Raw genomic sequence first — 22965 nt, 5'->3', positions numbered from 1 at the left:
ATGAAGACCACGGATCTCGACCTCCTCACCTCCGTCTCCCGCCCCGCCGTCTCGCCCGACGGCCGCCTGGCCATCGCGTCCGTGACGCGGCCGCGGGTGCATGCCGACGCGTACACCGGCCAGCTGTGGGAGGTGGCGACCGACGGATCCGTGCCGCCGCGCCGCATCACGCGCGGGTTCCGGGACACGGCGCCCCGCCTGTCGCCCGACGGCGCCGTGCTGGCGTTCCTGCGCGCGGAGCCGAAGGGCCCGCCGCAGCTGCACGTGGTCCGCGCCTCGGGCGGCGAGCCCGTCGCCGTGACCGACGAGCTGCTCGGGGTCGGCGCGTACGACTGGGCGCCGGACGGGACGCGCATCGTGTACGCGGCACGTGTCGCCGAGCCCGGCCGGTACGGGAGCGTCGAGGGCGTCTCCTCCGCGGCCGAGCCCGCCCGGCGGATCACGACCACGAAGTACCTCGCCAACGGGCTCGGCTGGTCGACCGACCGGCACGTGCAGCTCCACCTCGTGGAGGTCCCGGACCTGGACGCCGAGCCGTTCGCGGCGGCGGTGCCGTCGGGGTACCCGGACGCCGCGGATCCGGCCGTGCGCGGCACGGGCGCGGACGCCACGCCGTCGGCCGCCGAGCGCGCCGGGGTGCCGCCCGTCGTCCGGCTCACCGACGAGCCGGTGGACCACGGATCCCCGCGCTTCTCCGCCGACGGGTCCGAGGTCCTCTTCGTCGCCTCGCGGCACGAGAGCCGCGACGACGACCTGCTCGCCGGCGCCTACGCCGTGGCGGTGCCCGCCCGCGGCGCGGCCCCGTCGGGCGTGGCCGAGGTGCGCACGGTCGTCTCGCACGAGGCCGGGCTGGGCATCGGCGAGGCGGTCGCCGTGGCCGGGGGCCGCGTCTTCCTGCTCGCCCAAGACCTGGGGGAGAGCGGCGTCGACTTCGTCGCGCGCAACACGTCCCTCTACGTGCTCGATCCCGGCGACGCCGCCCCGCGCGTCCTCACGGACGCGGAGACGACCGATCTCGGCGGCAGCGACATCACCGTGCTCGACCGGGACGCCGTGCTCGTCCTCAACGCCTCGCGCGGGACCGTGCAGCTGCTGCGCGTCGACACGGACGGGGCCGTCGAGGCCCTCGTCGACGACCAGGTCGAGGTCACGGGGGTCGGCGTCGGGGGAGCGACCATCGTGGTCTCCCTGACGGATCCGCGCACGCACGGCGACCTCGCGCTCGTCCGCGACGACCGCGCGCCCGACGCGAGCTCGGCCCTCGTCCCGCTCACCGACTTCTCCGCCTCGCTCCGCGAGCGCGGCATCCGTCCGCTGCACGAGCTCGTGGTCGACGGCCGCGACGGATACCCCGTGCACGGCTGGGTCGTGCTGCCGGAGGGGGAGGGGCCGCACCCGGTCCTCCTCGTGATCCACGGCGGACCGTACGCGGCCTACGGCGTGCACCTGTTCGACGAGGCGCAGGTCTACTCCGACGCCGGCTACGCCGTCCTCCTGTGCAACCCGCGCGGCGCCGCCGGGTACGGGCAGGCGCACGGACGCGTCATCAAGGAGCGGATGGGCACGGTCGACATGCACGACGTGCTCGACTTCCTCGACGGCGCGATCGCGGTGCACGAGTCCCTCGACGGATCGCGCACCGGCATCATGGGCGGGTCGTACGGCGGCTACCTCACGGCCTGGACCATCGCGCACGAGCACCGCTTCCAGGGCGCGATCGTGGAGCGCGGCTTCCTCGACCCGGAGCTCTTCACCGGCACGTCCGACATCGGCACGTTCTTCGGCGAGGAGTACACGGGCCATGACGAGGAGACGCGTCGCGCGCAGAGCCCGCAGGCGTCCGCGCCCCAGGTGCGCACGCCCACGCTCGTCGTCCACTCCGAGGACGACCTGCGCTGCCCGCTGTCGCAGGCCGAGCGGTACCACCTCGCGCTGGTGCGCGCGGGCGTCGAGACCGAGATGCTCGTGTTCCCGGGCGAGGACCACGAGCTGAGCCGCTCGGGTCGCCCGCGGCACCGCGTGCAGCGGTTCGAGGCGATCCTCGAGTGGTGGGCGCGGCACCTGCCCGTCGGCGGAGGCACCCGATGAGCGACGGCGAGGTCGTGCGGCACGTCCGCGACACCGCGCGGATCCTGCTCGTCGACGAGCGCGACCGCCTGCTGCTCTTCCTCACGAACTACTCCACGGACGTGGACCTGCCGCCGCGCTGGCTGACGCCCGGCGGCGGGATCGACCCGGGCGAGACGCCGGCCGTCGCGGCGCGCCGGGAGCTGTTCGAGGAGACCGGGATGCGCGTCGACTCCGTGGGCGAACCCGTCTGGGAGCACGACTACGCGCGCAACCGGATCGACGGCGGACTCGACGTCGGCCACTCGACGTTCTACCTGGTGCGGACGGAGGCGTTCGCGCCCGTGTCGGACAACTGGATGCCCGACGAGTTCGACGACATCCACGCGCACCGCTGGTTCACGCTCGACGAGCTGGCGTCGACCGAGGATCCGGTCGAGCCGGCGGAGCTCGTCGAGGTCGCGCGCAAGGTGCTGTCCACCCGGTCGTGATGCGGCCCGGAGGGCGTTCCCTCCGCGCGACGCCGTCGCCTGTCCCGCCCGGCGGGGAGCGCTAGCGACGCCGCGGGGCCGGCCCCGTGCTCTCGCGCGCGACGACGACCGCCTCGTCCGTGGTGAGCGGCGCGGTCGGCTCTCCCGCCATCAGGGACTCCAGCTGCCCGAAGGCGCGGGTGCCGAGGGCGGCGAAGTCCTGGCGTGCGGTCGTGAGGGCAGGCGAGAAGAGCTGGGCGATCGGGTGGTCGTCGAAGCCCGCGACGCTGACGTCGGCTGGGACGGCACGGCCCTCGTCGGCGAGGCCGCGGATGACGCCCATGGCGATCTCGTCGTTGCCGCACAGGACGGCCGTCACGTCCTCGTGGGCGAGCTGTCGGCCGATCGCGCGGCCTGACGCCGGCTCCCACGTGGCGTCGTGGATCGTCGGCTCCTCGATGCCGCTCTCGGCGAGGGTCCGGCGCCACCCGGTCGTGCGGCCGTCCTCCTTGCCGGACGGGGGCACGCGCACGTAGTGGACGGTGCGGTGCCCGAGCTCGAGCAGGTGACGGGTGAGCGCCGCGGATCCCGCGGCCTCGTCGATGACGGCCTGCGGGACGGCGGCGGCGATCTCGCCGGAGATGGCGACGGTGGGCAGGGACGACGGGACGGCGGCGAGGGCGGCGACGCCCTGGGGGTCGAACTTCAGCACGACGACGCCGGCGACCGCCTGCTGGAGCGCGAAGTCGACCGCCGTGCCGACCTCCTCCGGGTCCACCGAGTCGACGACCGTGATGCTCACGAGGTACCCGGACGCGCGTGCGCTCACCTCGATCCCGCGGAGGGTCTCGGCGTAGCCGTAGCGCGAGGTGCCGCCGGACAGCACGGCGATGACCCGGGACCGCCCGTTGGCCAGCGCCCGGGCGGCCGGGTTCGGGCGGTAGCCGAGCTCCTGGATCGCCTTCCGCACCCGCTCCGTCTTCTCGGCGCTCACGCGCGCGGCGCCGGTGATCACCCGGGACACGGTGGGCGCGGAGACGCCGGCGACGCGGGCGACGTCGTCGAGGTTGGCGGGTCGGCCGGCGGGGACGGTGGGCATGATCCCCTCACCATATGGCGGGACGACCGCGGCGGTCACTTGACGGCGCCACTGGTGATGCCCGCGATGATCTTGCGCTGCATGACCATGAAGGTGACGAGCAGCGGCAGGCTCATCACGATGACGTAGGCGAAGATCAGGTGCCAGTTCTGCAGGTAGAGCCCGCTCGAGGCGACCTGGAAGAGGTTGAGCGGGAGGGTGTCGAGACGCCCGCCGACCACGAACAGCGCGTAGAAGACGTCGTTCCAGACGTACAGGCAGATGAGGATCGTCGCGGTGGCCAGGGTCGGACCGAGCAGCGGCAGGATGATGCGGACGAACACGCGCACGGGTCCGGCGCCGTCGACGCGGGCCGCCTCCTCCAACTCGACCGGGATCGTGCGGACGAATCCGGTGACGAAGAAGACGACTGTCGAGAGGTACATGCCCATGTACACGCCGATCATGCCCTCCGGCGTGCCCGCGAGCCCGATCTGGCGCAGCAGCAGCACGATCGTGACGACGGCCGGCGGGAGCACGATGCCGCTGATGGACAGGGCGTAGACGACCGCCATCACGCGGCTCGAGCGGCGGGCGAGGACCCACGAGGCCATGGATCCCAGCAGCAGCACCCCGAGCACCGAGGGGACCATGACGAGCAGGCTGCCGAGGAAGGCCGGGAGCATGCGGCCGTCGGCGACCACGGTGGCGACGTTCTCGAGCAGCTGCCACCGGGAGGGCGGTGCGAGGTCCGGTCGCAGCGCCTCGGCCTGGTCCTTGCCTGCCGTGACGACGACCATCCAGAACGGGATGCCCAGGAGGATCACGACGAGGGCGATCACCGCGAGGGGCTGGAGGATCGGACGTCGAGGCCGCCGGGCGCCCCGCCGTCGCGGAGCGTCCGCGCCCGGCCGCCCGGCGGCCGAGGACGCTCGCGGGTCGGACGGGGCCCCGAGGGTCGGGGAGGCGGCGGCGGAGACGTTCACGAGAGCACGTCCTCTCTCGTGCGCAGGATGCGGATGACCGGGAAGGCGAGCACCGCGACCATGAGGAAGAGCGCGAGGCTCATCGTCGTGGCCTGGGCGAAGAGCCCCTGCCCGAAGGTGCGGAAGATGAAGATGTCCAGGAGCTCCGTGGTGCCGCCCGGGCCGCCCCCCGTGGTGGCCTGCACCACGTCGAAGCCGTTCATGGATCCGAGCAGCGAGGTGGCGACGTTGAACGTGACCGCGGGCGCGAGGAGCGGGAAGCGGATGGTGCGGAAGGTGGCCCACCAGCCGGCGCCGTCGAGGCGGGCGGCCTCGAGGACGTCGCCGCTGATGGTCTTGAGGCCGGCGAGGTAGATGAGCATCGAGAGGCCCATCCACTTCCACGCGTGGATGAGGGCGACGACGACGATGGTCCAGGTGGTGCTGCCGAGCCATGCGGTCGTGACCGGGGTGCCCGTGACGGCGCCGAGGATCGCGTTCACTGCGCCGTCGGGCTTGAGGAGCGCCTGGAAGACGTAGCCGACGGCCAGGGCGGACATGACGACGGGGACGAAGAACGCGACGCGCGCCATGCGGTTCACGCGGGTGTCCGCCTCCAGGACGAGGGCGAGCACCAGCCCGGAGAGGTTCTGGAGGACGGCCACGAGGACGGCGTACACGAGCGTGATCCGGAGGCCTCCGACGAGGCTGCCGTCGGCGAGCAGGGAGGCGAAGTTGTCCGTGCCGACGAACGCGATGCTCGACTTGTAGCTCGACCAGTCCGTGAACGCGTAGACGAAGTCGAAGGCGGTCGGGATGAGGAAGAACACCACGAGCACGACGAGGGCGGGGACGAGGAACCACGCGGGGTGGTCGTGTGACCGGCGGCGGGTCGTCCCGCCGCGTCGGCCGGCGGCGGGCGGAGGGGTGGCCGATGGCCGCGCGGTCGGGGCGCGGAGTGCGGTCGGGGATGCGGTCATGGGGGCTCCTCGAGGATGCGGGGACGAGGCGGCGCGCGGCCGCCCCGGGGACGTGCGGAGGGGAGGGGCGGCTAGAAGCCGGTGGCGCCCTGCGCCTTGGCGAGCGCGGCGAACTGCCGCTGGGTGGCCTCCGCGACCTCCTGGGGCGTCATCGTCCCCTGCAGCATGTCGGCGAGGTCGAGGTAGAGGTCCGGGTTGGCGATGGCGAGCACCTGCATGGATCCCACGGCGTCGGGGACGGACGCGGCCGCGGCCCGGAGCGCCTCGGGTACGTCGGACGGGGTGTCCACCCCCGTGAGGACCGGCACGGTCGACTGGTCCTGGACGAAGGCGGGGTAGCCCTCGCCCATCCAGTAGGAGAGGAACTGGCGCGCGGCGGCCTCCCGCTTCGCGTCGCCGGTGCGGAACGCGACGAGCGCGTCGCTCTGGTCGGGGATGAAGGTGGCGACGTTGCCCGTGGGGGAGATGGGGAAGAAGCCGATCTTCTCGTTCAGCTCCGCGGTGTCGGCCTTGGCCTGGAGCTGCGTGAAGAAACTGTTCACCTGCATGACCATGGCGGCGCGGCCGGACAGGAGGGCGTCGCCCTGGTCCTCGAAGGTGGCCGTCCGGATGTCGGAGTTGAACAGGCCCTCGTCGACGAGCCCCTGGTATCCGTCGATGGCGTCCTGGATGGTGGGATCGGTGAACTTCTCCTTCCCGGAGTCGACGCGGTCCCAGAGGCCGCCCTTCGCCGCGTCGGCGAGGGCGACGGACACCCACCACTGCGTGGCCCACTTGTCGCCGCCCATCTCGAAGAAGGGCGTGACGCCCCTGGCCTTGAGCTCGCGCGCGTCGGCGAGGAACTCGTCCCAGCCGGTCGGGGTCGTGGTGATGCCGGCGTCGGCCAGGACCTGCTTGTTGTAGTAGACGCCCTCGACGGCGGGGGTCGAGACGAGGGCGGCGTAGCGCGTGTCGTCGAGCACGCCGGTGATGCCGGCGTAGTCCGCGGCGTACGAGCCGAGCCACGGGGCGCCGTCGAGGGGCTGGAGGTGCTGCTTCGCGTTCAGCGCCGTGAGGCTCGATGCGGTGGGCTGCCAGAAGGCGAGGTCGGGCTCGTCGCCGGTCGCGACCTTGGTCTGGACCCCCTGCTCGTAGGGATCGGGGATGGTCTGCACCTCGACCTTCGCGCCGGTCGCCGCCTCGAAGCCCGCGACGACGCTGTCGGGGGTCTTCGTGCTGTTCTGCGCGGCCCAGATGGTCAGGGTCGTGCCGGTCAGGTTGGCGTCCTCGGCCGGCCAGGTGACGGGTCCGGCCGCGGGGCCTCCCGCTCCGGGGTCACTGCAGGCGGTGAGCGCGAGGGCGGCGGTGAGGGCGAGTGCCGTCGCGCCGGTCTTCCAGGTGAGCTTCATCGGTCGTCCTTCGAGATGGGGTGATGCGGGGGAAGGGGGGTGAGGGAGAACGTGCGTGCGCCGACGGAGCCGGCGGGGGAGCGGACGGTGAGCGTGCCGACCTCGGCGTCCCACCGGGTTGGCCACCGGGCCAGCCGCCGCGGGAAGACGACGTCGACGTAGACCTCCCGGCCCCGGAGCGCGGGGAGCGCGAGCGCCTGCTCCCCGTCCGCGTCGCCGCGGTCCCAGACCGAGACGAGGGTGACGCGGTCGGTGGAGAGCGCGGCGCTGACTAACCGGTCCTCCCATCCGGGCAGCCCGGTGGGCCAGGAGGGCACGGCGTCGACGAGCTCGGGACGCAGGGACCGCGCGGCGGAGACGGCCTCGCGGACGAGGTCCAGCTGCTCGCCGTCCATCCGGTTGAGGTACCCGGACAGGAAGTAGCGGCCGAGCAGGCTCGTGACGAGGCAGAAAGCCGACTCCTCCTCCGTCATCGACGGCTGGGGGTAGGCCCAGCTCGCCGCCTGCTCGGGGAGCATCGACAGGGGGGCCGCCGCCGCGATGGGCGGATACAGCAGGAAGTCCTGCTGGTCGGAGGTGGATTGCGCCTGGACGCGGGATAGGATCGCCGGGTCGGCGCGCATGGCCCCGGAGGAGCAGGCCTCCAGGACGAGCTCGGGGTGGCGGTCGAGGACGCCGTCGAGCCAGGTCAGCACGGCGCGGGAGTGGCCGAGCAGGCCCGCGCCGGCGCTGGGGGCGTCGACGTCGGTCCCGGCGCCGGGGTCGGTGTTGTAGTCGAGCTTGAAGTAGCCGACCCCGAAGTCGCGCACGAGGCGGTCGACGACCTCGTCGAGGTGGGCGCGCGCTGCGGGGTGGCGGAGATCGAGGTGCAGCCGCTCCTGCTCCTGGATCCGTCGGCCCGCGCGCTGGAGGAACGCGTCGTGGGGGAGGGACGAGGCGACGGGGCTCCGGACCCCGACGGACTCGGGCTCGAGCCACAGGCCCGGGACCATCCCGTGGGAGCGGATCCGGTCGGTGACCTCGGCGAGGCCGCCCGCGAACCGGACGCGCGACGGCTGCCAGGCGCCGACGCTCGGCCACCAGTCGCCTCCGTCGTCGTACCAGCCGGCGTCGATGCAGAACACCTCGGCTCCCACCGCCGCAGCGGCGTCGACGAGCGGGAGCAGCTTCTCGGTCGTGGGATCGCCGTCGAGGGTGTTCATGTAGTCGTTGAAGACGATGGCGGGGCGTGCGTCGTCCGGATGCGCTCGCCGCGTCGCGCGGCGGTGGCGCGTCAGCGCGGCGGCGGCCGCGTCGAGGTCGGCTCCGAGGGCGATGGTGACCGGCACGGTCGTGAAGGCCTCCCCGGGAGCGAGCGGCTGCTGCCACTGGTGGTCGACGTCGGTGGGGCCGGAGAGGGCGACGAACACGTCGTCGACGTGCTCGCCCACCTCCCAGCGCCACGGCCCGTTGTTCTCGACCTGCCACAGCCACGTCATCCCGCCCGCGGCGGAGACGGCGCCGCCGAGGGGGAGCGCGCCGCCGGTCGACCAGGTGCCCTGCGAGGTGCGCCGGACGGCCGATCGCGGGGTGTGGCCGGTCAGGTCCTGGTGGATGGCGGGCAGCTCGTCGCGCAGACGGGTCGTCGTCCACCGCCCTTCGCCCAGCCAGTCGCTGCGGCCCTGGAGGAGCGACCAGGCGTCGGCCGTCGGGAGCGAGCCGTCCCGGGATCCGAGGGCGTGGGCCCAGGAGCTGACGGAGTGGAGCGTGAGCGGCGCGTCTCCCGTGTTCTCGATCGTCGTGGACGCGCTGAACGCCGCGTGCCCCGCGGCGCGGAGGTGGAGGGTGCTCCGGATCCCGTCGGGGGAGTCGGAGACGAGGTCCAGGCCGCCGTCCGGCGTGGTGCGCGCGTGGGCGAGCCGGAGGGTCGTGCCGAGTCGCGACTGCACGAGGCGGGATCCGACGAGGGTGCGCCCATGGCCGGCGGCGAGGACGTCCGTCACCGGGATGGCCCCGGGGATGCGCACCTCCACCCCCGCGGCACGGGCGCCCGCGAGGCGGACGGGCGCGTCCCCGTGCGCGAGCTCGAGGGTGAGGCCGGGGGTGCTCCAGCGGATCTCGCCGGGCGGCTGCGACGTCGTCCGATCGTCCCGGGGGAGCAGGAGGGGGTCGAGGGTCATGGGGTCCTTTCGTCCCGCGTGACGGGAGGGGAGCCGGCTGGCGGCCTCGCGGTCGCCGGCCGGCGCGGGCGTCAGCGGGAGGTGGTGACGGGCGAGCCGACGGCCTGCTTGGCGAGCGTGACCGTGTCGATGTCGGGGGCGTACGCGCTCGCGTTGCCGAGGGTCAGCGCGCCGCCCGCCGTGGTGAGGGTGACCGGCTGCGCGTAGTCCCAGAAGCTGCTCCAGGAGTAGTCGTGCCGTACGGTCACCCGCGCTCGGGCTCCGCCGGCCTCGGAGACGTCGACGAAGCGGCTGATCACCTGCGGGTTGTAGTTGATCGCGGCCGTCTTGTCGGCGTTGGCCGCGGAGAGGGTGAGGACGTAGTCGCCCGCCCCGAGCCCGGACGGGCGGGTCATCGTCGCCGTGTTGCCCGCTCCGCCGCCCAGGCTGCCCAGGACGCCGACCGCGCTCTGCGCGTCGGCCGAGCCGTTCGACCCGCTCGACGCCGGCAGGGTGCGGATCGCCGTGGCCCCGGCGCGGGCGAGCTGCTCGGCCTCGACGCGGACGGCGTTCCCCGGCGCGGTGTCCGCCGCCCGCTGGCTGGAGCCGCGGGTGGTCGTGATGTCGGTGACGGTCACCCCCGTCGACGAGGAGACGCCGATCTCGTTCACGCCCTGGGTCAGCCACACGCGGACCGTGGTGCTCCACGCGCCGGCCCCCGCCACGCTGCCTGCGGGCACCGACCGGTCGCCGACCCTCAGCCCGAGCGAGGACGCGCCCTCGGTCGTGTACCGCACGGCGACGTCGTGGTAGCCGCTCTCGGCCGCGGAGACGAAGAACGAGGCCGATGCCGATCCGCCGAGACGGGCACCGCCGTCCGCCGCGGCGCGGGGCTGCTGGTAGACGAGGCGGGCGCCGGATGCGAGGCGGGCCTCGGTCGCGGGATACGTCGTGGGCTCGCCATCGGTGGCGTCGCGCAGCTCGAAGCGGTCGAGCGTGACGGCGCTCCCCGGGAGCCGGGTCGTCCCGTCGCGGCTCGCCCGGAGCGAGAGCGAGTGGGTGCCGGCGCGGAGCGGGACGAGGACGTCGGTGCTGCCCCGGTACGTGGAGGACAGGTCGGCGGAGTACTTCACGAGCTGACCGAAGGCTCCGTCGACGAAGAGCGCGTGCTGTCCGGGTGCCTGGCCGGCGCCGGCGAGCACGGACAGGCGGTAAGTCCCGTCACGGGGCACGGTGACGTTCCACGTGGCCGAGGATCCGACCTGGTCGAACCCGCCGACGTCGCTCCCGCCGGAGGCCATGAAGGACCACTCGCGCGTGGGATCCTGCGCCTGGACGGTGGCGTCGTGGAGCGCGGTGGCCTCCGCCTCCACGCTGCTGACGAGCGAGGAGTCCACGGCGGGCCGCTGGGCGAGCGGCTTGGTGATCTGCACCTCGTAGGCGGAGTACCTGTCGCTGTTCGGGATGGTGAGGGTGGTCGCGCCGGAGGCGAGCGCGGCGCGGGTCGAGAGGACGACCGGGGGCTGCCGGGAGAGGCCCTCGGCGCCGTTCAGCCGCGCGGCGCGGACGACGACGTCGACGCTCGTGCCGAAGCTCGCCGGATCCAGGCCGGTCAGGTCGAGGCCGATGTCGGACGATCCGCCGCCGACGAGCACGGTCGCCTTGCCATCGGCGTCGTCGCGGGCCCCGATCGCCTGCACCGTGTCGGCGACGTCGGCCTTCGGGGGAGTGACCTTCACCGTGCGGCTGCCGGCGAGGTCGCCGTACCACTTGAACATCCACCAGCCGCCGTTGGCGCCGTTGCTCCGGGCGGAATTGTCGGAGAGGTTGCCGGCGTAGTTCCAGTAGGCGGTCTGCGCGTCGACCTTGCGGTCCTCGAACATCGAGAGCCACTGGACGAGCTGTCCGGGCACGCCCATGTCGCGGAGCATGCCGTACTCGGTGATGTCGACCGGGATGTCCGGCAGGCCGAGGTCGCGGAGGATCCCCTGGTACTGGTCGTCGTGCCCGCGGAATGTGGCGAGGTTCTGGGTCCCGAGCTCGTGCCAGATGAAGACGTCGGGGAGCTCGGACCTCTGCTTCGCGTACGCGAGCAGGTCGCGGCTGCGGTCGGCGCGCCAGACCGAGTCGCCGGGACCGCCGATCCTCGCCTTGCCGAGGCCGTGCGCCGCGTAGATCTGCTGGATCGCGTCGTACGCGGCAGACCAGTCGGCGAGGAACTGCGACTTCTGGTTCGCCCAGTCGGGGTACCAGTTGCCGCCGTCGGGCTCGTTGAACGGGATGAACACGTACTTCTCGGGGTGCTCGGACTTCGTGGCCACGGCCTCCACAGCCTTGCGGAGCAGGGGCAGGTAGTCCCACTCGCCGTCGCCGTTCGCGTCCCCGGGGCGCTTGCCGCCGTTGTAGGCCCAGTCGGGGTACTCGTCCTGGAGGTAGACGTACAGGTCCTTGCCGCCGGCGGAGAAGAAGCCGTGCTCGACGTCGAGGGCGTCGCCATTGGGGTGCTGGGTACCCTGCGGCGGCTTCTGCGACGTGTTGGTGACGTGGGCGCCGGCGAGGACGGCGGGCGACGGGGATCCGTCGTCGCCGAGCCCGTACAGCGTGCCCGTCGCACCGCCGCGGAAGGCGCCGGTGCTGGTGCCGAAGTCGACGGCCACGCGACTGGTCGCGGCGGATGCGGATGTGGGGGATGCGACCAGCGACGCGCCGGACAGCGCGAGCGACAGCGCGCCTGCGGCTGCGGTGCAGCCGAGCAGCGCCCGTCGGAGAGGGGACCGGGTGGACTTCGACAACGTGTGCACTCCTTCGTACTTCCTCTAGGCCATCACGACTCCGTGAAAGCGCTGTCACGGATCATGTCCGATGACGCGGAGGTGCGCAAGCGCTTTCACGGAACTTGCGCCGGTGTTCACCTGGATGGCCGCAGGCCGGCGTCGCACGACGCGGTGTCCCGGCGGGCGGCTCGGCTGGCGACCGCGCGGGGTGGCACACGACGTCCCGACGAACGACGTCCACCAAGCGCGTCGGCCTCGAAGCGATGGCGTGACGCAGGAGCCGTGTGGCCGGGCATCAGGAGTTCACGAGGCAGGCTGGCTCAACCCGCTCTCGCCCTGATCAACACCGCTGATAATGCACATTATGTCATATGAGGCGTAGTCGCGGCTCGGTTGGGGTGACCGGACCGCCCTCCTCGGCCCCAGCGGCCCCAGCGGCCCCAGCAGCCACGGCGCGCTGCGGCCACGGCGCGCTGCGAGGCGACCGGCACCGGATGGTGGCGACCACCTCGTGACGCTGCGTGCACTGCGCTGGCGCTCCCGGCCGGGCCGCTCCGCGATGGACGGCGACGAGAACTTCACGCGCTGCGTCGACGACGTCCGCGACCGCAGGACGGTCATCGCGGTCGCCGGCCTCAGCATGCCCGCGCGCGGCGGGGAGCATCTCGCCCTCCCCCGCCGCGCTCGAGGCGACGCGCGGCTCAGCCCCGGGTGGTGACGAGCGACGGCGCGGGCGCGTCGGATGCGCGGCTCCCGTCGCCGAGGGCTTCCGCGCCGGCGCTGACCGGGTCCTCGTGCTCGACGAGCGGGGCGTGCATGACCAGCACGGGGCAGGCGGCGTGCTCGGCGCAGGCGGAGCTGACGGATCCGAGGAGGAGCCCGACGAAGCCGCCGTGGCCCCGGCTGCCCGCCCGGGGAGGACGGACGTCCGCGAGCGCGGACGCGGTGGTGCGGGGAATGCTCATCGTCGAACACCTTCCATGCGTTCCGACTTCGGTGTCGGATTCTCGCAACGTAGGCCCCCCTCCCCCGGGGGCAAGGTATTCGAAGACCTTCGTCGCATGAGGCGACGAACGCGGAGCGGCCCCCGTCCTCGGCGAGGACGGGGGCCGCTGCGGTGTCGGGCGGTGATCAGCCCTTCGGCAGGGGCGGGCGCGCCGGGAGCAGGCCCGGGTTCACGATGCCCCAGTACGCGGGCATCGCCTCCTGGTTGGTCCCGAACGGGAGCGGCTGCTCCCAGGGCTGGTCGATCGCCGGGCTGTGCAGCCAGGTGTGCGAGTTGTCGGATCCCCAGAAGGTGACCGAGTCGAGGTTCCCGGCCTCCTGCCGGATCATCGTGAACAGGTCCTTGTAGACCCAGCCCACGGCCGCGGCGGTGTCGTCCGGGTTCGAGTAGACCGGCGCCGTGTGGCTCCGATTCTGGCTGTCGCCGGTCGCGGCCGCCTGCGAGGCGCCGACGTCGAGCTCGGAGACGGCCTCGAGGAGCTTCGGGTCGATCGCCTTCACCGCGTGGATAGTGGTGCGGAGCTCCTCGATGTCGCTCCGGAGGCCGATGTGGCTCTGCTGCGACACGCCCTCGACCGGGATGCCGCGCTTCAGGAGGGCGGAGATGAGTCCGAGGTAGTCGGTGCGCTTGCTCGGCGAGTCGGTGTTGTACTCGTTGATGAAGAGCTTGACGCCCGGGAAGTACTTCTTCGCGAGCTGGAAGCCCTCGTCGACGAAGCCCTCGCCCAGCACCTGGAACCAGCGGGTGTCCTTCATGTGGTGCGGGTTGGCGTTGGGGCCGTCGTCGATGACCTCGTTGACGACGTCCATGGCCCAGATGGGGCTGTTCCCGTTCGGGTAGCGGGACGCGATGTGGTCGGAGATCGCCTTGACGTGGGCCTCCATGCGCGCCTTCAGCAGCGCCTGGTCGGCGGGGCTGTTCGTGAGCGGCCGACCGTTGTCGAGGAAGAACCACGCGGGCGTCTGCGGCATCCAGAAGTCGACGTGGAAGTACATCTTCATGCCGTGGGCGTCGGCGAAGTCCAGCAGACGGTCGATGCCGGAGAAGTCGAACTGGCCCTCGACGCGCTGGATGGCGTCGGCCTTGCCCTCGTTCTCCGGGGTCATGGCGTTGAAGTGGCGGGCGATGAGGTCGGACGAGGTGCCCTGCACCTCACCGCTGCCCATGGCCACGCCGACGTGCTCGATGCCGGCGTCGCCGAGGACGTCCTTGAGGGCGGGGACCTGCATGCCGGGGACGGGCGTGCTGGGGGCGGCCGCGGAGGCGGAGGCGACGGGGACGCCGACGGCAGCCGCGGTGAGGACGGCGGCGGCCGCGGCGACGGCGGCGAGGCCGCGGCGGGGTCGGCGGCGGCGGAGCTCGGGATCGGGGTGGGACGGCGTCACGCGGACGGACGCCTCGGAGCGGGTGGAGCGGATGGGACGGGGAGTCACTGGTGCCTCTCGTGCGATGGATGGGACACAGGGACTCTAGGCAGGACCGCCCCGACGCCGCGCGGCTTGTTGACAGGTGCCAACGAGATCGGCGGCGGGTCACGGATGCGGGCGGTCCGTCGCCGTCGCCGTCGCCGTCGCCGTCGCGTGTCGCCGGCGGGTCGGCCGGTCCGCCGCCTGGTCAGCGCGGGCGGCGGCCGGTGACGACCCGGGTGCCGTCGTCCGCGTCGTCCTCGGGCGCGTCGATCCGCTCCACCCGCGCCTCGAGCCCGGCATCGGCGAACGCGGCGACGGCGTCGTCGAGCTGCGCGTCCGCGACCTCGACGAGGAGGATCCCGTCGGGCGCGAGCCAGGGGCCGCTCCCCCGCGCCACGCGTCGCAGCACGTCGAGCCCGTCGGGCCCGCCGTCGCGCGTCGCCTCCGGCTCGTGCAGGCGGGCCTCCGGCGGCATGAGGGCGAGCGCGGCACGCGGCACGTACGGCACGTTCGCGACGAGGACGTCGATCCGGCCCCGCAGGTCGTCCGGCAGGGCGTCCAGCAGGTCGCCGCGGTGCACGGTCGCGCGACGCGGCTCGAGGTTGCGGGCCGCGCAGGCGACCGCGACCGGATCCACGTCGGAGGCGTGGACCACGGCGCCGGGCACGTCGTCGGCGATCACGGCGGCGATGGCGCCGGATCCGCAGCAGAGGTCGACGACGACGGGTCGCCGTCTCCCCCGGGCCGCCGCCGCGGCGGCATGGGCCAGCCGCTCCGTCCGGCGGCGCGGGACGAAGACTCCGCGGTCGACGAGGATCCTCCGCCCGGCGAACTCCGCCCAGCCGATGACGGTCTCGAGCGGCTCGCCGGAGACGCGGGCGGTCGCCATCGCCTCGAGCTCCGCTGCCCGTGCCGCCAGGAGTCCGCGCGTCGCGGGGATCGACGGGGCCGTGGGGTCCGTGGGGCGCGCCGGATCCGGGTGGCGCTCGACGGACGCGGCCATGAGGAGCTCGGCCTCCTCCTCGGCGAAGACGCATCCCGCGGCCCGGAGGCGGAGCACGAGGGAGGCGAGGCCGGGAGCGTCGACGCGGCGGGCGTCGTCCGGCGTCGTCACGGTCGCCGCACGCTCAGGCGTCGCTGCCGAGGTGATCCAGCAGCGCGGCGACCCGGAGGAGCTCCTCGCCGCGCACCGGCGGGTGCGCGTGCTCCGCGGCCTGCACGAGCCACTCGGCGCGGGCGAGGTGCACCTCCGCGAGGAGCTGGCGCCCGCCGTCGGTGAGGCGCAGGAAGGATCCCGCGGCGTCCTGCGACTCGACGACGAAGCCCTTCTGCATGAGGCTCGCGAGGCTCGGGACGGTGGCCGCGCGTGCGGTGCGGGTGTCGAGCGCGAGCGACGTGCGGTCCATGCGCTCGGTGCCGGCCAGGCGGCGCAGGATGAGGATCTGCACGCCGGTGAGGCCGTCCCAGCTGGCGTCGACGGACGTGTCGATGCGCTCGGTCACGGCGCTCAGCGCGTGCGCGAGCCGGGTGTGCGGCTCGGTCGGGTCGGTCACGGGTGCTCCTCGGATGCGTGACCGCTCGCGCGTCGACCCCGCGGCTGCGGGTGGGCGGCGGGTGTCATGTCGTGATGCTCACGGTAGCGCCGGCGGGGGCCCCGCACGAGGGCGGATCCGGAATGCGACGCGGGACGACGACGCCCGCCGCGGCCGGGGCCGGGCGGGCGTCGGGGTGATGGGGCGTCGCCGGGGTCCGGCGGCCGGATCAGGACGGGAACTGCGTGAAGTCCGCGGTGTCCGGGTCGGCGCCGAGTCGCGTGCCCGACTCCAGGGTGTCGATCTCCGCGAGCTCCTCGATCGAGAGCTCGACCTCGATGCTCTCGAAGTTGGCGACGATGCGCTCCGGGGTCACCGACTTCGGGATCACGATGCGGCCCTGCGCGAGGTGCCAGGCGAGCACGATCTGCGCGGGCGTGGCGTCGTGCTCCTTCGCGAGGCGCGTGACGATCTCCGACTCGAGGTCGGCGCCCTGGCCGAGCGGGCTGTACGCCTCGACCTCGATGCCGCGCTCCACCGAGAACGTGGAGAGGTCGTGCTGCTGGAACGTCGGGTGCACCTCGATCTGGTTCACCACGGGCACGACGTCGGTCTCGGCGGCCAGCTGCTCGAGGTGCTTCTCGAGGAAGTTGGAGACGCCGATCGCGCGGATGAGGCCCTCGGCGTGCAGCGCCTCGAAGGTCTTCCACGTCTCGACGAACAGGCCGTGGCGGGCGTAGGGCCAGTGGATGAGGTAGAGGTCGACCGCGTCGACGCCGAGCTTGCGGCGGCTGTCCTCGAAGGCGGTGCGCGCGCTGTCCGCGCCCTGGTCGCCGTTGCGGAGCTTGGTGGTGATGAAGAGCTCTTCGCGCGGGATGCCCGTCGCCTTGATGGCGGCGCCCACGCCCTCCTCGTTGTAGTAGCCGGCGGCGGTGTCGATGTGGCGGTAGCCGGCCTCGAAGGCGCGCTCCACGGCCTGCTGCGTCTCGGCGGGCGGGGTCTGGAAGACGCCGAAGCCCAGCTGCGGGATGGTGACGCCGTTGTTCAGGGTGATGAGGGGGGATGCCATGTGCTCTCGTCTTCTTCGTCTCGATGGTCACGGGGGCGGGGCGCCGTCGTGCTCGGCTCCCCGCGTGCATCCACCGTACGCCCGGCTCGCGTCCCGACGACCGGGGGGACGGCGGGCTCCGCGCTGGCGAACAGGAGACCGCGCGCCCGGCGCGTCCCGAGCACGAGGACGGGCGCCGTCCTCTCGCGAGGAGCGGCGCCCGTCGGGTGGCGCGGAGCGGGATCAGCGGCCGGAGGTCTCCAGCACGTAGCCCTCCTCGCCGTGGACGATCGTGTCGATGCCCGCGATCTCGTCCTCGTTCTTCACCCGGAAGCCCATGGTCTTCTGGATGATCGTGCCGATGACGTACGAGAGCACGAAGGAGTAGATCAGCACCGCGAACGCGGCGAGGGCCTGCTTGCCGAGCTGCTCGAAGGTGCCCGAGTAGATGAGGCCCACGTTCGTGGCGAAGATGCCGATGTAGAGCGTGCCGATGAGGCCGCCGATGAGGTGGATGCCCACCACGTCGAGCGAGTCGTCGAAGCCGAGCTTGAACTTCAGCTCGATCGCGACGGCGCAGACGGCGCCGGCGACCAGGCCCAGCACGATCGCCCAGATGGGCGACAGCGAGGCGCAGGCCGGGGTGATGGCGACGAGGCCGGCGACCGCGCCGGATGCGGCGCCCACCGAGGTCGGCTTGCCGTCGCGGATCTTCTCCACCACGAGCCAGCCGAGGATGGCCGCGGCGGGCGCCGCGATGGTGTTGAGGAACGCGACGGCCGCGAGGCCGTCGGCCGCGAGCTCGGACCCGGCGTTGAAGCCGAACCAGCCGAACCAGAGGAGGCCGGCGCCGAGGAGCACGAACGGCGGGTTGTGCGGCACGTGCATGCCCTTGGCGAACCCGACGCGCTTGCCGAGGACGAGCGAGAGGGCGAGCGCCGCGGCGCCCGCGTTGATGTGCACCGCGGTGCCGCCCGCGAAGTCGATGGCACCGACGTTGTAGGCGATCCACCCGCCGTCGACGACCGAGCCGCCTTCGGACTTGAAGTTGAAGACCCAGCTGGCGACGGGGAAGTAGACGACCGTCGCCCAGACGCCCGCGAAGACCATCCACGCGCCGAACTTGGCGCGGTCCGCGATGGCGCCGGAGATGAGCGCGACGGTGATGATCGCGAAGGTCGCCTGGAAGGCGGCGAAGGCGAGCGTCGGGTAGGCGGTGGTCTGCTCGCCGATGGCCGCGGTGTAGGCGTCGCCGAGGCCGAGCTGGCCGAGGTCGATGCCGAGGACCCCGTCGATCCCGACGAACCGGTCGTTGGCGCTCGGCCCGCCGGGACCGTTGCCGAACGCGATGGCGTAGCCGTACAGGACCCAGAGGAGCCCGATGAGGCCCATGGCCCCGAAGCTCATCATCATCATGCTGATGACGCTCTTGGCCTTGACGAGCCCGCCGTAGAAGAACGCCAGACCCGGCGTCATCAGGAGGACCAGCGCCGCGGCGATCAGGAGGAAGGCGGTGTTGCCTTGATCCATGGTGTTTCACCTCTCGTAGATCGTGCAGGGGGTCGCACCGACGGGAGGCGAGCGGCCGCCCGTGTGGTCGGGGGGTTCGGCGCGAGCCGGGTGCCGGGTACGGCTCCAGTGTCCGGGGGCGAGGTTTCGCGGGCTCGCCGGCCGTGTTTCGGGCGCGTTACACGGGCGGCGGCCGTGTGAACATCGTGTTACCGGGGGCCTCGGAGGCCGTCGCGGGCGTCCCGCACCCAGCTCCGCGGGAGGCGCGTGCGCTAGAGCTCGCGGGCCGAGGCGGTGAGCGAGATGAGCCGGGAGATGGCCCGCAGGTACTTCTTCCGGTACCCGCCCGCGAGCATCTCGGCGGAGAACGCCTCGTCGAACGGCGTCCCCGTCGCCAGCAGCGGGATCTGCGCGTCGTACACGCGGTCGACGAAGGCGACGAAGCGGAGCGCGTCGGTCTGGCCCGTCAGCTGGGCGACGTCACGGAGGGCGATCACGTCGACGCCCTCGATGAGCTTCACGTACTTCGAGGGGTGCAGGCGGGCGAGGTGCCCGACGAGGTCCGCGAAGCCGTCGACCGTGACCGCACGCCCGCCGGAGCCCGCGGCCTCGGCCCGCGCGTCGAGGTCGGCGTCGGCGACCGTCACCGCGTGGCCCTCGAAGGCGCGGCGGCGGTAGTCGAGGCCGTCGATGCGGATCGTGTCGAACCGGTCGCTCATCGCCTGGATCTCGCGGAGGAAGTCGGCCGCGGCGAAGCGCCCCTCCCCCAGCGCGTTCGGCGGGGTGTTGCTCGTCGCGGCGATGCGCGTGCCGTCGGCCACGAGGTCGGAGAGCAGCCGGGTCATCATCATGGTGTCGCCCGGGTCGTCGAGCTCGAACTCGTCGATGGCGACGAGCGTCGCGCCGCGGAGGATCTCCACCGCGCCCTGGTAGCCGAGGGCGCCGACGAGCGCGGTGTACTCGATGAAGGTGCCGAAGTACTTCGGTCCCGGCATGGCGTGCCAGAGGGACGCGAGCAGGTGGGTCTTGCCGACGCCGAAGCCGCCGTCGAGGTAGACCCCGGGCTTCACGGCCGGCGCCTTCCGCCGGGAGAAGAGCCCGCCCCGGGATCCGGCGCGGTCGCCCGAGAAGGCGCGGAGGACCTCGACGGCCTGCGCCTGCGTGTCGTACTCGGGGTCGGGCCGGTACGTGTCGAACCGCGCCTCGTCGAACTGGCGCGGGGGCACCAGGTGCGCGGCGATCTCCTGGCCGGTGATGCTCGGCGACCGGCCGACCAGCGCGCCCGGTCCCGCGCCGCGCTCGTCGTGGTGCCGGGATCCGGTGTCGATGTTCGTCACAGGTGGGTCTCCGGCTGTCATGGGAAGGTCCCGCGCATCGCGAACCGTTACCGTGGATGGTGGTCTACGCGCGCGCCGAGCGCCCGCGGAAGACCCCCAGACTAGACCGCGTCCCACCCAGCGCGGCCCCCGAGGCCGCGAGATCAGGAGAGCCCCATGGCCGTCGAGCCGGACACCACCCCCAGGTTCGCCGAGTACGCGCACCCCGAGCGGCTCGTGAGCGGCGACTGGCTCCAGGAGCGCCTCGCCGACGGCGCGCTCACGCCCGGCCTCGTGGTCGTCGAGTCGGACGAGGACGTGCTGCTCTACGAGACCGGCCACATCCCCGGAGCCGTGAAGCTCGACTGGCACACCGACCTCAACGACCCGGTCCAGCGCGACTACGTCGACGGCGAGCGGTTCGCGCAGCTCATGTCGGAGCGCGGCATCGCCCGCGACAGCACGGTCGTCATCTACGGCGACAAGAGCAACTGGTGGGCCGCGTACGCCCTCTGGGTGTTCACCCTCTTCGGCCACGAGGACGTGCGCCTCCTCGACGGCGGCCGCGACAAGTGGATCGCCGAGGGCCGCCCGGTCACCACCGACCAGCCGGTGGTCGCCCCCGCCGAGTACCCCGTGGTCGAGCGCCGCGACGAGGAGATCCGCGCATTCAAGGACGACGTGCTCGCGCACCTCGGCAACCCGCTCATCGACGTCCGCAGCCCCGAGGAGTACACGGGCCAGCGCACGACCGCGCCCGCCTACCCCGAGGAGGGCTCGCTCCGCGCCGGCCACATCCCCACGTCGCGCAACGTGCCGTGGGCCAAGGCCGCCGCCGAGGACGGCTCCTTCAAGACGCGCGCCGAGCTCGACGCCGTCTACCGCGAGGGCGCGGGCCTCTCCGACGGCGACGACGTCGTGGTGCTCTGCCGCATCGGGGAGCGCTCCAGCCACACGTGGTTCGTCCTCACGCACCTGCTGGGCTTCGAGGGCGTCCGCAACTACGACGGATCCTGGACCGAGTGGGGCTCCGCCGTGCGCGTCCCCATCGTCCAGGGCGCCGAGCCCGGGGAGCTGCCCTCCCGATGACCGGCTCCCCCGTGCTGCCCGCGGCGCTCGCCGAGATCCGCGACGACTTCCTCGCGCTCGGGCAGCGCGACCGGCTCCTGCTGCTGCTCGACTTCAGCAACGAGCTGCCGGAGCTGCCCGCGCGCTACGCCGAGCACCCCGACCTCCTCGAGCGCGTCGAGGAGTGCCAGTCGCCCGTGTTCATGTTCGTGGAGGTAGTCGAGGGCGACGTGCACGTGCACGCGCAGGCGCCGGCCGAGGCGCCCACGAGCCGCGGCTTCGCCTCGATCCTCGCCCAGGGCCTCGACGGGCTCCCGGCCGAGGAGGTGCTCGCGGTGCCCGACGACTACCCGTCCACCATCGGGCTCGACGCGGCCGTCTCCCCGCTGCGCATGCGCGGCATGACGGCCATGCTCGGCCGGGTCAAGCGGCAGGTGCGCGAGCGGCTCGCCGGGTGAGGATCACGCGGGTCCTCCCCGTCGCGGGCGCCGGCGAGGCCGCGGCGTCCCGCGGGCTGGAGGACGACGGCACGCGCGCGTGGCTCGAGGGTCTCTACCGACCCGGATCCCCGGTCCACGTGCGCCTCAACTTCGTGGCCTCCGTCGACGGCAGCGTGATCGGCGCCGACGGGTCGTCCGACAGCCTCAGCAGCGCGGTCGACCGCCGGATCCTCGGCGTGATCCGCGAGGTCGCCGACGTCGTCCTCGTGGGCGCCGGCACCGTGCGCGCCGAGCGGTACGTGCTGCCCCGCCGCACGCCCCTGGCGGTCGCCACGTCCTCGGGAGACCTCACGGGCCACCGCTTCGACGCGGATGCCGCCGCGGGATCGCTCCTCGTCCTGTGCCCGCCCGAGGCGCGCGACCGCGCCGTCGCCACGCTCGCCGGGGTTCCCGCCGAGATCGTCCCGGTCCCGCTGGGCGCCGCGGCCGACGGCCGCCTCTCCGGCGATGACGTCGTCGACGCGCTCGGCCGCCACGGCCTCACCGGCGTGGTGTGCGAGGGCGGGCCGGCGCTCGCCGCGGCGCTCCTCGCAGCGGGCCGGGTCGACGAGCTCTGCCTCACCACCTCCCCCGAGCTCGTCACGTCCCTGACGCCGCTCGTGCCCGCGGGCTCCGGGGTCCGCGCTCCGCTGCGACTCACGCAGCTGCTCCTGGACGACGACCACCGCACGTACGCCCGCTGGGCGGTCGACCGCGGCTGATGCCCTGGTCGCGGGCGCATCGCCGCGGGCCGACCGGCGTGGCTCCCGGCGGGCGCGACGGCGGACCGTAGTCTGCCCACGTGGTAGACACCCGTGACAGTGCCGAGGATCCGCCCGAGTTCCGCGCGGCGCTGGACGCGCTCCGGCGGGCCACCACCCGGTCCGAGCTCGTGCTGACCGAGATCCCGTCGCCGTCGTCGAACCTCGCGCCCTACGCCGTGGCGCTCGCCGCCGACGTGTCGCCGTCCGGCCACGCGTCCGACTCCGAGCTCGGCACGGGCCGCTTCATCCTCCTGCACGACCCCGAGGAGCCCGACGCCTGGGGCGGCGCCTTCCGCATCGTCTGCTTCGCGCAGGCCCCGCTCGAGACCGACATGGGCACCGACCCGTTCCTCGCCGACGTCGCGTGGTCGTGGCTCGTCGACGGCCTGGCCTCCCGCGGCGCGCGCTACACGGCGCCCTCGGGCACGGCCACCCGGATCATCTCCACCGGCTACGGCGAGCTCGCGCGCCAGGGCAGCGGCGCCAAGATCGAGCTGCGCGCCTCGTGGACCCCCGCCGACGCCGACGTGACCGCCCATGTGGAAGGCTGGGGGGAACTACTGTGCATGCTCGCCGGACTCCCTCCCGCGGGCGAAGGAGTGACACTGCTATCAGCGCGACGCACCCGGACGTGAACGCCCCGTCCGACACCCCCGACCCCGCCGACGGACGCCAGGAGGCCACCGGCTCCGCGACCGCGACGCCACTGACCCGGCCGGCCATGGGCGCGTCCCTGTTCTCGGACGTGCCGGGATCCACGGCCACGGACGCCGTGGTCGCGCGCACCCGGACGCGCACCCGCCGGGAGGCACCCGCCGTGGAGCCCGCGGCGGCGCCCGAGGCGGACGCGCCCGACGGGCCGGTCGCGGAGCCCGCCGAGCCCGAGGCCCGATCCCGCTCGTCCCGCGGTCGCGGCCGTCGCGCGTCCTCCGCTCCGGCCAGCGCGGCTCCGGAAGCCGAAGCCGCCGCCGACG

19 protein-coding genes and 1 pseudogene are annotated in these 22965 nt (G+C 73.3%); 7 read left to right on the top strand and 13 right to left on the bottom strand.

The window, feature by feature from the left end:
- Together PED38_RS11925 and PED38_RS11920 are read left to right on the top strand one after the other, a co-directional pair.
- Positions 1-2088 carry a S9 family peptidase gene (locus PED38_RS11925; protein ID WP_270981444.1) on the top strand — a complete coding sequence of 696 codons (2088 nt, stop codon included), beginning with the start codon at positions 1-3 and terminating at the stop codon, positions 2086-2088.
- A complete protein-coding gene (locus PED38_RS11920; RefSeq protein ID WP_063071843.1) occupies positions 2085-2558 on the top strand; it encodes an NUDIX hydrolase in 474 nt (157 codons plus the stop codon). The genes PED38_RS11925 and PED38_RS11920 overlap by 4 nt, the downstream gene beginning before the upstream one ends.
- 61 nt (positions 2559-2619) lie before the next feature.
- Here PED38_RS11920 and PED38_RS11915 read toward each other — a convergent pair whose 3' ends face one another.
- From PED38_RS11915 to PED38_RS11890, 6 genes are all read right to left on the bottom strand, one after another.
- A complete protein-coding gene (locus tag PED38_RS11915; RefSeq protein WP_063071844.1) occupies positions 2620-3636 on the bottom strand; it encodes a LacI family DNA-binding transcriptional regulator in 1017 nt (338 codons plus the stop codon).
- Between the two features lie 35 nt (positions 3637-3671).
- Positions 3672-4457 carry a carbohydrate ABC transporter permease gene (locus PED38_RS11910; RefSeq protein ID WP_270981442.1) on the bottom strand — a complete coding sequence of 262 codons (786 nt, stop codon included), beginning with the start codon at positions 4455-4457 and terminating at the stop codon, positions 3672-3674.
- 140 nt (positions 4458-4597) lie between these two features.
- Complete coding sequence (locus PED38_RS11905; protein WP_081235020.1) at positions 4598-5560, bottom strand: carbohydrate ABC transporter permease; 963 nt, start codon at positions 5558-5560, stop codon at positions 4598-4600.
- 71 nt (positions 5561-5631) lie between these two features.
- Positions 5632-6948 carry an extracellular solute-binding protein gene (locus PED38_RS11900; protein ID WP_270981441.1) on the bottom strand — a complete coding sequence of 439 codons (1317 nt, stop codon included), beginning with the start codon at positions 6946-6948 and terminating at the stop codon, positions 5632-5634.
- A complete protein-coding gene (locus PED38_RS11895; RefSeq protein ID WP_063071846.1) occupies positions 6945-9107 on the bottom strand; it encodes a glycoside hydrolase family 36 protein in 2163 nt (720 codons plus the stop codon). The genes PED38_RS11900 and PED38_RS11895 overlap by 4 nt, the downstream gene beginning before the upstream one ends.
- 71 nt (positions 9108-9178) lie before the next feature.
- Positions 9179-11887, bottom strand: coding sequence for a CBM35 domain-containing protein (locus PED38_RS11890; RefSeq protein ID WP_442870659.1), 2709 nt, complete (start codon positions 11885-11887; stop codon positions 9179-9181).
- 484 nt (positions 11888-12371) lie between these two features.
- Between PED38_RS11890 and PED38_RS11885 the strand changes: the two genes are divergently transcribed.
- On the top strand, positions 12372-12578 hold the full coding sequence (locus PED38_RS11885; protein ID WP_063071847.1) for a hypothetical protein: 207 nt from the start codon (positions 12372-12374) through the stop codon (positions 12576-12578).
- On the opposite strand, the pseudogene PED38_RS11880 reads toward PED38_RS11885, so the two are convergent.
- The 7 genes and pseudogenes from PED38_RS11880 to zapE all read right to left on the bottom strand — a co-directional run.
- Positions 12562-12768 (bottom strand): annotated as a pseudogene (locus PED38_RS11880) (universal stress protein); the annotation flags it as partial. The gene PED38_RS11885 and the pseudogene PED38_RS11880 sit on opposite strands and share 17 nt — an antisense overlap.
- Before the next feature lie 223 nt (positions 12769-12991).
- On the bottom strand, positions 12992-14299 hold the full coding sequence (locus PED38_RS11875) for an endo-1,4-beta-xylanase (protein WP_254654530.1): 1308 nt from the start codon (positions 14297-14299) through the stop codon (positions 12992-12994).
- A 181-nt stretch (positions 14300-14480) separates the two neighbouring features.
- Entirely contained in the window at positions 14481-15278 is a 798-nt protein-coding gene (locus tag PED38_RS11870) for a putative protein N(5)-glutamine methyltransferase (RefSeq protein WP_081235030.1), read from the bottom strand.
- 124 nt (positions 15279-15402) lie between these two features.
- On the bottom strand, positions 15403-15828 hold the full coding sequence (locus PED38_RS11865; RefSeq protein WP_063071850.1) for a MarR family winged helix-turn-helix transcriptional regulator: 426 nt from the start codon (positions 15826-15828) through the stop codon (positions 15403-15405).
- Positions 15829-16036: 208 nt separating this feature from the next.
- Positions 16037-16876, bottom strand: coding sequence for an aldo/keto reductase (locus tag PED38_RS11860; protein WP_063071851.1), 840 nt, complete (start codon positions 16874-16876; stop codon positions 16037-16039).
- Positions 16877-17098: 222 nt separating this feature from the next.
- On the bottom strand, positions 17099-18385 hold the full coding sequence (locus PED38_RS11855) for an ammonium transporter (protein WP_270981438.1): 1287 nt from the start codon (positions 18383-18385) through the stop codon (positions 17099-17101).
- A 251-nt stretch (positions 18386-18636) separates the two neighbouring features.
- Complete coding sequence (gene zapE, locus PED38_RS11850) at positions 18637-19701, bottom strand: cell division protein ZapE (RefSeq protein ID WP_270981436.1); 1065 nt, start codon at positions 19699-19701, stop codon at positions 18637-18639.
- A 156-nt stretch (positions 19702-19857) separates the two neighbouring features.
- Between zapE and PED38_RS11845 the strand changes: the two genes are divergently transcribed.
- From PED38_RS11845 to PED38_RS11830, 4 genes are all read left to right on the top strand, one after another.
- Positions 19858-20769: a sulfurtransferase gene (locus PED38_RS11845; RefSeq protein ID WP_063071854.1), complete on the top strand. Its 912-nt coding sequence runs from the start codon at positions 19858-19860 to the stop codon at positions 20767-20769.
- Positions 20766-21206, top strand: coding sequence for a SufE family protein (locus PED38_RS11840; protein WP_063071855.1), 441 nt, complete (start codon positions 20766-20768; stop codon positions 21204-21206). The genes PED38_RS11845 and PED38_RS11840 overlap by 4 nt, the downstream gene beginning before the upstream one ends.
- Entirely contained in the window at positions 21203-21949 is a 747-nt protein-coding gene (locus tag PED38_RS11835) for a dihydrofolate reductase family protein (RefSeq protein ID WP_270981434.1), read from the top strand. Before PED38_RS11840 ends, PED38_RS11835 begins: the two co-directional genes overlap by 4 nt.
- A gap of 80 nt (positions 21950-22029) precedes the next feature.
- Positions 22030-22626, top strand: a complete 597-nt coding sequence (locus PED38_RS11830) for a DUF3000 domain-containing protein (RefSeq protein ID WP_270981433.1) — start codon at positions 22030-22032, stop codon at positions 22624-22626.
- The last annotated feature ends 339 nt before the right edge of the window (positions 22627-22965 follow it).

The organism is Clavibacter sp. CT19 (genome assembly GCF_027858075.1).
GTDB classification, from domain to species: Bacteria; Actinomycetota; Actinomycetes; order Actinomycetales; family Microbacteriaceae; genus Clavibacter; species Clavibacter tessellarius_A.
The sequence above is the reverse complement of the archived record's forward strand: the minus strand, read 5'-3'. Positions and strand labels throughout refer to the sequence as shown.

What these genes read in the sequence shown, in the direction of transcription:
- PED38_RS11925 (WP_270981444.1), top strand. Translation starts at nt 1, where the DNA reads ATGAAGACCACGGATCTCGACCTCCTCACCTCCGTCTCCCGCCCCGCC.
- PED38_RS11920 (WP_063071843.1), top strand. Translation starts at nt 2,085, where the DNA reads ATGAGCGACGGCGAGGTCGTGCGGCACGTCCGCGACACCGCGCGGATC.
- PED38_RS11915 (WP_063071844.1), bottom strand. Translation starts at nt 3,636, where the DNA reads ATGCCCACCGTCCCCGCCGGCCGACCCGCCAACCTCGACGACGTCGCC.
- PED38_RS11905 (WP_081235020.1), bottom strand. Translation starts at nt 5,560, where the DNA reads ATGACCGCATCCCCGACCGCACTCCGCGCCCCGACCGCGCGGCCATCG.
- PED38_RS11900 (WP_270981441.1), bottom strand. Translation starts at nt 6,948, where the DNA reads ATGAAGCTCACCTGGAAGACCGGCGCGACGGCACTCGCCCTCACCGCC.
- PED38_RS11895 (WP_063071846.1), bottom strand. Translation starts at nt 9,107, where the DNA reads ATGACCCTCGACCCCCTCCTGCTCCCCCGGGACGATCGGACGACGTCG.
- PED38_RS11870 (WP_081235030.1), bottom strand. Translation starts at nt 15,278, where the DNA reads ATGGCCGCGTCCGTCGAGCGCCACCCGGATCCGGCGCGCCCCACGGAC.
- PED38_RS11860 (WP_063071851.1), bottom strand. Translation starts at nt 16,876, where the DNA reads ATGGCATCCCCCCTCATCACCCTGAACAACGGCGTCACCATCCCGCAG.
- PED38_RS11855 (WP_270981438.1), bottom strand. Translation starts at nt 18,385, where the DNA reads ATGGATCAAGGCAACACCGCCTTCCTCCTGATCGCCGCGGCGCTGGTC.
- PED38_RS11845 (WP_063071854.1), top strand. Translation starts at nt 19,858, where the DNA reads ATGGCCGTCGAGCCGGACACCACCCCCAGGTTCGCCGAGTACGCGCAC.
- PED38_RS11840 (WP_063071855.1), top strand. Translation starts at nt 20,766, where the DNA reads ATGACCGGCTCCCCCGTGCTGCCCGCGGCGCTCGCCGAGATCCGCGAC.